This is a genomic window from Moorena sp. SIO3H5 (assembly GCF_010692395.1).
In the GTDB taxonomy this organism is placed as follows: Bacteria; Cyanobacteriota; Cyanobacteriia; order Cyanobacteriales; family Coleofasciculaceae; genus Moorena.
On the sequence record NZ_JAAHHS010000250.1, the window covers coordinates 1 to 11372 of the forward strand.

The 11372-nt window shown below is 43.7% G+C and carries 8 protein-coding genes and 1 pseudogene; 3 read left to right on the plus strand and 6 right to left on the minus strand.

The features are described from left to right. The 6 genes and pseudogenes from F6K52_RS23585 to F6K52_RS23610 form a co-directional block, all read right to left on the minus strand. Positions 1-913: pseudogene (locus F6K52_RS23585) on the minus strand (RNA-guided endonuclease TnpB family protein); the annotation flags it as partial. 593 nt (positions 914-1506) lie between these two features. Further along, the gene (locus F6K52_RS23590; RefSeq protein WP_293083556.1) at positions 1507-2472 is read right to left on the minus strand and encodes a threo-3-hydroxy-L-aspartate ammonia-lyase; all 966 of its coding nucleotides are present in this window, start codon (positions 2470-2472) and stop codon (positions 1507-1509) included. A gap of 124 nt (positions 2473-2596) precedes the next feature. Then, on the minus strand, positions 2597-4993 hold the full coding sequence (locus F6K52_RS23595; RefSeq protein ID WP_293083559.1) for a CHASE2 domain-containing protein: 2397 nt from the start codon (positions 4991-4993) through the stop codon (positions 2597-2599). A 315-nt stretch (positions 4994-5308) separates the two neighbouring features. After that, complete coding sequence (locus tag F6K52_RS23600) at positions 5309-6304, minus strand: DUF1822 family protein (protein ID WP_293083562.1); 996 nt, start codon at positions 6302-6304, stop codon at positions 5309-5311. Between the two features lie 82 nt (positions 6305-6386). Next, a complete protein-coding gene (locus F6K52_RS23605; RefSeq protein ID WP_293083565.1) occupies positions 6387-7025 on the minus strand; it encodes a sigma-70 family RNA polymerase sigma factor in 639 nt (212 codons plus the stop codon). A 516-nt stretch (positions 7026-7541) separates the two neighbouring features. Continuing rightward, a complete protein-coding gene (locus F6K52_RS23610; RefSeq protein WP_293083568.1) occupies positions 7542-7754 on the minus strand; it encodes a hypothetical protein in 213 nt (70 codons plus the stop codon). A 97-nt stretch (positions 7755-7851) separates the two neighbouring features. Between F6K52_RS23610 and F6K52_RS23615 the strand changes: the two genes are divergently transcribed. The 3 genes from F6K52_RS23615 to F6K52_RS23625 all read left to right on the plus strand — a co-directional run bounded on the left by F6K52_RS23615 (position 7852) and on the right by F6K52_RS23625 (position 11320). Next, positions 7852-9363: an FAD-dependent oxidoreductase gene (locus F6K52_RS23615; RefSeq protein WP_293083571.1), complete on the plus strand. Its 1512-nt coding sequence runs from the start codon at positions 7852-7854 to the stop codon at positions 9361-9363. Between the two features lie 182 nt (positions 9364-9545). Beyond that, a complete protein-coding gene (locus F6K52_RS23620; protein WP_293083574.1) occupies positions 9546-10685 on the plus strand; it encodes a Na/Pi symporter in 1140 nt (379 codons plus the stop codon). A gap of 476 nt (positions 10686-11161) precedes the next feature. After that, positions 11162-11320, plus strand: coding sequence for a hypothetical protein (locus F6K52_RS23625; RefSeq protein ID WP_158069629.1), 159 nt, complete (start codon positions 11162-11164; stop codon positions 11318-11320). Positions 11321-11372: the final 52 nt, after the last annotated feature.

An 11372-nucleotide genomic window follows, 5' to 3' on the forward strand; every position in this document is an offset into this window, starting at 1 on the left:
AAATGTGCAGGGGATGACGCCTTATGGTTACGTTCGCGTAGCGTGCGCGTAGCGCTTACCATGCCCTTGACATTTAGGTTCTCGACTACCACCACTTGGTTGTTGTCAACTATCTTTCTAGATAGTTTGTGCAGGTAGTCTTGGCGGACATTTCCAATCCGTTCGTATACCTTGGCTACAATCTTTATGGCCTTTTTGCGTCCATTGCTGCCTTTTTTCTTTCGGGCAGCGATACGCTGTTTTTTAGTCAGTTTTTTTTCGGACTTGGCTAAGTGCTTTGGATTCCCAAACTTGGAAGTCTTTTCGCCATCGTAGGTAATAGCAAAATCCTTAATACCCAAATCAATTCCGATAACATTTCCTTTTTTGGAAGGCTGCAAATCATCTGGCTCATATTCCATTAACACCGAAGCATAATATTTTCCAGATGGAGTCTTGCTAACGGTTACAGTTTTAATTTCTCCATCTAGTGGTCGATGGATTATTGCTTTGATAATGCCTAATCTTCCAGGGAACTTCAAGTAGTTGCCAACTTGTTTTACGTTCTGGGGATACTGAATTGATTGGCGATGATGATATGATTTGAACCTAGGATATTCAGCCCTACCCTGGCCGTAGGCCACGCTACGCGAACAAAGAAATTTTGATATGCACGACTAAGATTGAGACTCACGGATTGCAAAACCTGAGAGTAACAATCTTTTAGCCATTCAGTCTCTTTTTGTTTTTTGAGCTTTGGCAACATAGAGTTGAGTGCAGATTGTTTTAGCCCCTTGCCAGTTTCTTTGTAGGTTTCTATGCACTGATTCAAACCATAGTTCCACCACCAACGAGCGCATCCAAAATGCTGAGCTAACACTTGAATTTGCTCTTGTGTGGGATAAATTCTAACTTTGACGGCTTTATGTTTCATTGCACTCAAACTTGTTGGAGATGAAACCTTAGAATAAAGAAGCCTTTATGGTTAGTCGGCTATGCATAAAAGGGTTAAATCTTTGTGATTAGCGTGATTTGCGCGGTCTTGGGGGTTTCCCCCACTCGCTATTGCATCAAGACAAGGCTTCTTTATTCTTACGGTAACTTCAAAATCGACCATGCTTAATATTATATGTATTTCACAGTAAGGTGTCAAGGGATAAAAGAAATTTTCTGTCTCGCTATCCATCCTAGAGACGCGCACCTTAGTAGAGTGGAGCCTTAATCAAACAGTTTTAACCCTTTTTCCCATAGCCGACCAACCTTAAAGGCGACCCTCTACTTACGGTAACTTCAACACCCTGGAAGAGGGTGGGGATGGATAGCGAGTTTTGTTAAAATGAGTCTTCTAGATCAGATAACTTTGCCCACCCTACTTTAATTGGTATTTTTTTTACTACGCGCACGCGTTCAGCTATCAGCTTAAGCGCTACGCGCACGCTACGCAAACAGCTTTCATCCAAAGGCTGACCGCTGACCGCTGACCGCTGACCGCTGACCGCTGACCGCTGACGGCTGACCGCTGAATGCTTACGTCAATTGAGCGATTTGCTTCAAATCCACATTCCCACCGCTGATAATGACACCAATCCGAGCATTGGGCATTTTAATGACCCCTTCAAGTAGGGCAGCAGCGGCTAAGGCTCCAGTGGGTTCAACTACAATTTTGAGCCGTTCCCATAGGAAAAACATGGTACGGATAATGGCAGCTTCCGATACCGTTACCATGTCATCAACGTAATTAAGGACTAGGGGAAAGGTAAGTTTGCCGAGGCTAGGAGTTCTGGCTCCGTCAGCAATGGTGTTGGGATTGTCAACAGTTTGGAGGCTTTTGCTATGGAAGGAACGGGTGGCATCATCGGCTTGTGCTGGTTCTACACCAATCACACGGCAATTAGGACATAGGGTTTTGGTTGCGATCGCACATCCTGAAAGTAAGCCACCACCACCACAACACACCAGTAACAGATCCAGTGAACCAACTTGTTCTAGGAGTTCTTTGGCAGTAGTACCTTGTCCAGCAATGATATGGGGGTGATCGTAGGGAGGAATGATGGTGAGTTTGCGATCGCGTGATAACTCTTCGGCTAATGCTTCTCGTCTCAATTCAGCCCGATCATATAAAATTACTTCAGCACCATAGCCACGGGTAGCGGCTTGCTTGACCGCTGGGGCATCTTTGGGCATCACTACAGTGGTGGGGATATCGAGGAGGGTGCCAGATAATGCGATCGCTTGTCCATGATTACCAGAAGAAAAGGTGAGAACCCCTCGCTGTTTTTGTGCTTCAGATAGTTGTGACAGAGCGTTATAAGCCCCCCTAAATTTAAAGGCACCAATACGTTGGAAGTTTTCGCATTTAAAGAAGACTTGAGCATTGGTGAGCTGGTTGACAGTCCTGGAGGTATGAACTGGGGTTTGATGGGCATTGCCCGATAGGCGTTTGGCGGCAGCTTCTATGTCAGTGTAGGTTACGGGTAATGCTTGCAGTTCCATAGCAGTAGGGAGTCGGGAGTCGGGAGTCGGGGTAAGAAACTTGAATCTACCTGATTCAGTATAAGAAACAGGCTGACTGACTTCTAAATTCTAAATTCTAAATTCTTAATTTTTAATTCTAAGATTACTTAACAACTTTTAGACGATGTGGTGAGGGTTGATCATAGAGAACAATAAAACCACCAATAACCACCACAGTCAATGCTGAGGGGACTAATGGTACCCAATACCCTTGTTTCAAAAGACCTAAACACGACCCGTAGAGAATGGATAAAGCCAACACCAACACACCTAAACGTAGCTCGGATTTACAGCGCCAACACACCAGACCAACCGTTAGGCACCAACCCCAAATCCACACTACTTCAAGCCATGCGGGCCAATCTTGTATCAGGGGTCGCTGGTCTAAAACAGCACTGAGAATCTGACTTACCATGTGAGCATGGATAATTACCCCTGCTGTTTGATCCTCTATATCATTCCCTTTACTATAGGGTGTAAAAAAATAATCATCACGGCTGGGAGCAGTAACGCCGATCAGAACAATTCTTCCCTTGAAGGCATCACGATTGATATTACCCTTTAGAACTTCAGAGAGAGTGACTTGGTGAACAAAATCCTCTGGAGATTTGTGAAAACGGTAATTCAGCATGATTTGGTGTCCCCAATCATCCAGGTTATGATAACTGCCAGTATGCTTGGTTAAGGGTTTAAAGACTACATCACCTAGCTGTAAGTATCCTTGATCGGTGTACGTGGGAAATATTTCCTGTGCCACTAGATACCGCATGGCCAACTGGGTACTCAGAGCATAAGGAGCACTACAAACTGATGTTGGATCAGGGTTAAAGGCCAACAGATGGCGACGAATAACGCCGTCTGGGTCAACTACAACATCACTAAAGCCCAAGTTTTGTTTGGGAACTTCTGGGGGTGGTGAAACTCCTGGATTGTCTTCGTTACTGGCTTTGCACACCGCAACCAAGTTATCCCTTTGCTCTAGGAGAGTTCCCAATTCTTGGTAGTCTGGTGCTACAGAAAAATCACGATGAATATCTAGGCCAATTACTTTGGCTTGAGAGGACTTCAGTATTTCTAAAAGTTGTTTGAGTGATCGGTCTGATAAGGAGGTACCTGGTCTTAAATCCGACTGCTGAGCTTCAATATCTTTTTCAGTAACCTCTACTACTATAAGACGGGAATCGGGAAACTCCGCTGGTCTTCTATTGATCAGGTGGTCGAAGGCTTTCAACTCGAAACCTTGCAGTAAACCAAGCTGCTGTATAACTATTAAGAAGCATGTAATTACCAAACTGGTCACTAATACCTTGACGAAGGTCAGGGGTGGGATTGGAGGTGGGATTGGATGTCGGATTGGAGGTGGAGGTATTTGATGTTGACCTTGAGATTGTCCATCAGAACTTTCCCTCAACTCTTTCCAAGTCGGTGGCTTGGCGGCAGGATTCTGACAAATTATCGGTAACCAAGTTGCACAAGGAAACTCATCTTCTATCCCTTGTAATCGTTCCCTAGCTTCCCGCACTGCTAAATAGAAGGACTGCCCCCCAGCAAAAGCGGTTAAAAAATATTTCAAAAATTCCTGTGAAACCCGGTCGGGTACCGGTTCTCGCATCACAATAATTTGGGGAATCCGTAAATTAGCGAGATTCGAGGCTAAACCCAAGCCATCACAAGAATTAAAAATCGCTATTTTTAAGCCTTTTACAATTGCTCTGTTTAAGCCAAACTTTAACTGATTAATGGTTAAACTATCGGTTTTATTAATATAAATGTGACCCGTACACCCATCGTTTTTACTAGAACTATGACCCGCAAAAAATAGGATATCCCAACATTGCTCCCAAAGGGCTTCATTGACTTGCTGGCGCTTGGGTTCTATCAGAAACGTGAGCTGAGCATCAGGTAATTGCTCTAGCAACTTCTGATCTGCTTCAGTATCAATACCAATACTATTTCCTATAATTGCTAAAATTCTCACCTTCTGGTGGGGCTTGGGATTGGGGGGGGCTGGTTCAAACTTTAAGGCACTTAAAGCAATTTCCGCCTTGGAATAGCGTTCCCAAAAATCCCACAGATGCCAGGGCAGTCGGCGTAAACAACTGTTCTCAGTTTGAATAATTAGACGGATTTCATCGGAGGGTAATAGTTGTTCGAGTAATTTCTCCTTAATCGGTCGAAATGGCTCTGAGGATAGCCAAGTATTTAAGCGATCGCCTAAGAGTTGGGCAGCATTGTAGCACCGTTCCAGTTTAGATACATTCGTCACTTGAACCACTGATGCTTCTAGACGGGAACGTAATCCCAAACTGTGATAACTCGTTGTCCAATTTTGGCACGATTGGAGAATTTCAGGAGCAGGAGGTAGCCTGCCAGTGATTTCCAACAAGGGGCTTTTGCCCTCTTCCAAAATCTGTAAAGTTACTGGAAAGCCTTGGTCAAAACAACCATCTCCGATCTTTAAGACAACTAATTTACCAATGCTGCGCGTGTTATTGGTCATTGGTCATGGGTCACTTGTGTTGCAGATGTGATTTGTCCCCTTATTTTACCTATTGATAAAGGTTTATAGAGGTTTATAGAGGTTTATAGAAGTTTATAGAGGTTTATAGAGGTTTATAGAGTTTTATAGAGGGTGTATCGGTGCCTTAGGATTGAGCACTATAGGATTGAGCACTAACAGATATCGATTTTGATATCAAACAAGACACCAGATAACCGATTTATCCCCGAAGGACTTTGAATTATAACGTTTTCAGTGCTGTGTCGATGGCTAAATTCGCTAATTCCTAGATTGGCGCTAGGCCAGACTATAGGATCAGATTGCAAAATCCTCAATAATCCTGGCATCGCCAAGGGCAACTTCGACACTAAATTGCTCTCCTGGTAAACCACTGAACTGCAATTGAATGTAATTATCGATTTGTCTGGCTTGGGCTTCGAGAAACACTGTTCCGGATGCATCCAGCACAGTGAGGGTGAGGTTGGGAGGCAAATAGGTTTTATTGCCGGTGGGATATACCTGGAGGCAAATATTTTGCTTAAGTTCAGATTCTGGGACAAGTTCCACCACCAAAGCGACCGGGGAACCAGCGAGCAATAGCCCTAAGTCGATTAACTTAGCCCGCCTAATGCCCAAATCAAGATTTTCGTCTATGGGTAACGGCTCAGTTGAGTCTAGACAAGCAGAGCGGAAAGCGAAAATTGGTTCGGGTGGGTTTAACAAGTTTTCCAAGCTTTCGAGAGTTTGCCAACCAGTTTCAACCACATTGTCTAACCATTGACTCAAGTGTACCCTTGTTCTCTGGACTACCTGTGACATGGGTTGTGGTATGGGTTGATGGAAGTGATCGATTAAATCGTCAACAGGTCGTAGTTGACTAATGGGTAACTCTTCGGTATCAGCAGTTGGAGTAAATCCCAACACTGTTCCCTCCGAGGATTGTTCATCAATCTGAACAACTACATACCCAATTCGATCAGACCAAACTTCCGGGGGAATATGGCAGACGGAATCTTGGGATTTGATTGCTCGGCATTCGATACGACCGATACCGGATATTTCCAAGTCTGCCACATTAGCTAACAGGCGTATAATAGGGTTCCAGCTGTCGGAGGCTTTTAAATCTGTAGGCATCCCCATCATTTGCATGTAATCATTGACAACCAACACAGCCAAGGTGTTGAGTCGAACTTGCTCAGCTTTTTGAGGGGTAGGCTGCTGATCCGCAAATTGCTCAGCACTCCTGCGTGCATTGTTAGTAATCGGCAGAGGAAGGGCAAATTCTTCTAGGTTATGGGTGTTGTAGGTCATAGCAATTGTGTTTTTGTACTCAGGTGAACACCTTGACTGAACTAGGTTAAGGTTAAGGTAAGTCTTTTTAAGGAACCTCCTATTATAGATATCCTTCCGATTCTCCAAATTTACGCAAACGGGGTAAACATTGTCGCTGATAAAAGCTACTTAATGTAGAAATTGATACATTAAACTCTTCTGATAGGGTTTTCCAGCTAGCTTCTGGAGGCAAGCGCCGCAAAATTAAGACTTGGCAGGTGAGCTCTCGATGACCTTTAATATGGGTAGTGCGTAGATCACTATCAACAGCCGCCGTTTCCACCCATTCCCTTATATCTTCGAGTAACGTAGGTACGTCGGGTGGAGCTGCCACACTATTGATCGGGTCAAGGTTTTCACCATTTTTACCCTTGCTAGCAGATACTGTCTTACTTTGTCCGTCTATGGTCTTGATGCGAAAGTCTTGGAGTCGTTTCTTCAAGTAAAAATTGAGCCAAGTGACCACACTGCCACGGCTAGAGTCGTAGGGATTACCGGTTTTGCCTTCGCAAATATTCTGGCAAAAGTAAATCCAGGTTTGTTGGAGTGCGTCTTGATAGTAGGGACTATGTTCTTGCCAAAGTTTCTTACTGACTAAACGAATAATTTTTGTTAAGTTTCTTTGACGCTGAGCGCTTCCAGGTGGATGACTACATGCTGCCGTCACTAGCTGGTTGAGCTGCTCATAGAGTTGAGTCATAATGCGATCGCTCCGCCTTTGCTGATATTGCCTTTCCCAGAAAATACTATGTTCACGCAAGTATGTATATCTTAGGTCGGGTCAGCCTCAGGTATGTAATTTGAACTACTCCAGGATACTCGGAGTTGTGGTTAAGACTAACCCACTAGTGAGCTGTTGACAGTGCAAGTATAATATGTTCCTCACTAGGTACTAGCTACTAGGTACTAGGCATAACTATAAATTAGGACTGACGCAAATCCCTCAATTTAACGCTACCTGTAGGGTGGGCAAGGTTTTGCCCACCCTACCCATCGATTGTGTGCATAAGTCCTGTATATAAAATCTCAACTATACTATTTGATACCTAATGTTTAATAAGTACTGTATAAAAGTTATTAACTAAAGTGTTTAGTTTAAAATAAAACAGTACACCTTAAAAAAAATCAACCCCTAATGCTTAACACATAACATTTAATAAGTAACGTATTTAGTATAATAAATAACACCTAATACCTAACACCTAATACCTAACACCTAAGGGAAGTAGTGATGTTTGCCAATTCCCAAAAATTTGATCAGAAATTTTCGGGAATCTGTGGAAGACACCTTGTAGTAAGTAATTAACGTAGCTTTACTAGAGCTTGTCAAACATCTTGGAAAGTTTTTGACATATGCCTCTAGGATTTCCTCCCAGTTGATGTACAGTGGCGGTTGTGGCAATGGTTGCAGCCGCTTTTTTTTTTGCAAAGGAGCATCCCATCACCCATCACGGAGTTCTCTTAACATAACTTCATAATTGTGCCATCCTGAAAAAAGAGTTGTCAATAGACTCAAGAAAAGGCCAATGTCAGAAATCTCAGAAAGAAAACGAGTAGTTGTAGTCGGTGCTGGATGGGCAGGCTTAGGCGCAACTCACCACTTAGCCAAACAAGGTTACGATGTCACTCTCCTAGAAGCAAGTTCCTATCCTGGTGGTTTAGTGGCAGGATGGAAAACCAGCGGTGGACGTTCTGTAGAAGGGGGAATTCATGGTTTCTGGTATCCCTATCACAACATTTTCAACCTGGTAAAGGAACTCCGACTCAATCCTTTCACTCCTTTCACCCGTTCTTCCCAGTATTCCCCTGCTGGATTAGAAGTCGAATCCCCGATCTTTCAAAATGAACCACGACTTCCCACCCCTCTAGGAACCTTCCTCTATCCCGACTTTAAACGCTTACCCCTGATTGATCGACTTTCTGCCTTACCCCTGCTCTATGCTGTTATTGACTTCGATAATTCCCACGAGGCGTGGACTAGGTATGACTCGGTAACCGCCCGTGAATTATTTAAACAGTTTGGGGTTTCGGCACGACTCTACAAGGATTCCTTTGAGCCCATGCTGTTAGTGGGTTTATTTGCTCCAGGAGAGCAATGTTCAGCCGCAGCAGCCCTAGGAATGCTGTATTACTTCATTTTGGCTCACCAACCGGACTTTGATGTGGTCTGGTGCCGAGGAACGGTAGCACAGATGATATTTAAACCCTGGGTGGAACAGATTGAAAAAGCCGGGGGAAAGGTACTTACCAATAAACGGGTTAATGACATTATTATAGACCACACAGGCAAGGCCAAAGGGGTGATGTGTGGTGATGAATGCTTTGAGGCTGACGCAGTGATTTTTGCTGTCAGTATCAATGGTATGAAGAAAATCCTTCAGAATAGCACCATGCTCCAAAGCCGCAAGGAATTCGGCAACCTGATGAATTTAGGGGGAATTGATGTGCTATCAACCAGGCTATGGTTTGACCGCAAAGTTGAGATTCGCCATCCCTCTAATGCTTGTTTTGGCTTTGATGCCACCACGGGTTGGACATTTTTTGACCTTAATGCTTTGCACGATGAGTACCGGGATGAACCTGGTAGCGTGATTGAAGCAGACTTTTACCATGCTAACCAGTTGCTACCCCTGAGTGATGAGCAAATTATCCAGAAAGTTCAGCGTGACCTAGGCACCTGTGTTTCTGGTTTTAGAGAGGCAAATCTGATTGACAGTAGTGTGATTCGAGTACCCCAAGGCGTGACTCACTTTGCTCCCGGTAGCTATCAGTATATGATGCGGGGAACCACTAGTATTGAAAATGTATTTATGAGCGGGGATTGGATTGTCACTCGCCACGGTTCTTGGTCTCAGGAAAAAGCCTATGTTACCGGTTTGGAAGCAGCAAATTTGGTAATTAGTCGCTTTAGACAGGGAAATCTCGCCAAGATTATTCCTGTTGATGCTGATGAATTCCATATTCAGGTCACACGGAATATTAATAAAACTGTACGGGAATTTGGTCAGACGTTATTCAGTAATTTTTGGTTACCTTGATTTTCAGCTATCAGCTATCAGCGGTCAGCGGTCAGCCTTTGACTGATAGCACCTCAAGTAGCGTGCGCGTAGCGCATAAGCTGAAAGCTGAAAGCTGTTCGCGTAGCGTGGCCAAAGGCCTTTAGCTGATAGCTGATAACTTACAGTTTTACTTGGTAGTTGCTGAATAAACTAATACAGTAATGGAAAGCGTTCAGAACTCAGACAAGCTTGTTGTTACCTTCTACAAATGGGTAGGTATTCTAGTTTTGGTTTACCTACTTATTGTGGCAGTAGGGATAATTGGTACAGGCTTTAGGTCAGCTACTGGGGAGCAAGCCAAGGAATTGTTCGAGTTTGCTACTAATCCCTTTGCTGCTTTAATTGTTGGTACTCTAGCAACTGCTTTAATTCAATCTTCAAGTACAGTAACCTCGATTATTGTGGGTCTAGTAGCTGGTGGTTTGCCAGTGGCAACTGCTGTTCCTATGGTTATGGGCGCTAACATTGGCACCACCATTACTAATACACTGGTTAGTTTAGGACATATTCAAAATAAGGACGAATTTAAACAAGCTTTTGCTGCTGCAACCATCCACGACTTCTTCAATCTGATTAGTGTGGTTATCTTCCTACCTTTGGAAATTCCCACTCACTTTCTAGAAAAGATTAGTCTGTTTTTAACAAGCCTGGTTGTGGGGGAAAATTCGATTAATTTAAACAACGTTAACCTGATTAAATTTGCCACGGCTCCAGTCACTGATAAGATTAATACTTTCAGTAATAGTTTACCAGAACCCTTCAATGGTATTGCTCTGATAGTCTTGGGTATCAGTCTTATTTTCCTATCCATCTTTTTTATTGGGAAACTCCTCAAAACCTTAATGGTAGGACGAGCGAATGAAATGTTGCACACTGCTATCGGTAACGGTCCCATGGCTGGGATTGCTTCTGGCACACTAGTCACGGTAATCGTGCAATCTTCCTCCACTACCACCAGCCTGATCGTTCCCCTAGCTGGTACAGGTTTGTTGAGCTTACAAGAAATTTATCCGTTTACCCTAGGGGCAAATATCGGAACCTGTATCACTGCCTTACTTGCCGCTACCGGAATAACGGAAAACCCAATCCCTGCTTTAGAAATAGCTACAGTTCATCTACTTTACAACACCCTCGCCGTTGTGCTCATCTACAGCATTCCTGTTTTGAGACAAATGCCAATCCTGGGTGCAGAAACCTTAGCGGCTGTTGCCAGTGAGCGGAAGTATTTAGCGTTCCTATATATTGGAAGCGTTTTCTTCTTGATTCCGGTACTACTTCTAAGTCTATCCACCTTGCTGTAAGCATTCAGCTTATGTGCTACGCACACGCTACTTGAGGTGCTATCAGCTATCAGCTATCAGCTTAAGCGCTACGCGCACGCTACGCGAACAGCCTTTATGTAAAGCATTAGGCTGTTCCCATAGCGTGAGCCGTCAGCTGACAGCTGACGGCTGACAGCTGACGAGTGCTAATTCTCTATAGTCCACTTAACTCTCTAGAGTTATTTGATAATAATTATTGCTAAATTAACCAGCTCAAGCCTGGCTATAGCAAGGTTTAGCAGTACATGACATTGATTGAACATCTCTAAGCCTAACTCTTAGGTTATAGGCTTAGGATAGGTTGAGCAAAATTTATTGAAATTTAATATCAACTATTGACTGCCGCGCTCCCTTTGAGTTACAGTCTATAAAATAAACCCGATCACTGATCCTTTCGAGGAATAGCCGAAAGGTTAAGCAGCAAAAGGGTGATCTACACTAGTTGGAGACAAAGTATGTTAGAGCAAATCAAAGAATTGACGGCTGAAAAGCGCACTGTTAGCAAAATTCAAGTCGAAATCAAGGAAATCGTTCCGAATAATCCCCGTAAGACTACTGAATCTTGCCTAAATACTGACGCTGACGGTGGTGATCTTAGAAGCGAGGAATCCTGAGACTATCTGAGCTTCTTAGGTAGCTATTGCTTATGAGACTAGAATTGTTAGA

Bases quoted from the DNA above. Each gene is read 5' to 3' on its own strand.
- F6K52_RS23625 (WP_158069629.1), top strand. From the start codon at position 11,162: ATGTTAGAGCAAATCAAAGAATTGACGGCTGAAAAGCGCACTGTTAGC.
- F6K52_RS23605 (WP_293083565.1), bottom strand. From the start codon at position 7,025: ATGACTCAACTCTATGAGCAGCTCAACCAGCTAGTGACGGCAGCATGT.
- F6K52_RS23615 (WP_293083571.1), top strand. From the start codon at position 7,852: ATGTCAGAAATCTCAGAAAGAAAACGAGTAGTTGTAGTCGGTGCTGGA.
- F6K52_RS23600 (WP_293083562.1), bottom strand. From the start codon at position 6,304: ATGACCTACAACACCCATAACCTAGAAGAATTTGCCCTTCCTCTGCCG.
- F6K52_RS23590 (WP_293083556.1), bottom strand. From the start codon at position 2,472: ATGGAACTGCAAGCATTACCCGTAACCTACACTGACATAGAAGCTGCC.
- F6K52_RS23620 (WP_293083574.1), top strand. From the start codon at position 9,546: ATGGAAAGCGTTCAGAACTCAGACAAGCTTGTTGTTACCTTCTACAAA.
- F6K52_RS23595 (WP_293083559.1), bottom strand. From the start codon at position 4,993: ATGACCAATAACACGCGCAGCATTGGTAAATTAGTTGTCTTAAAGATC.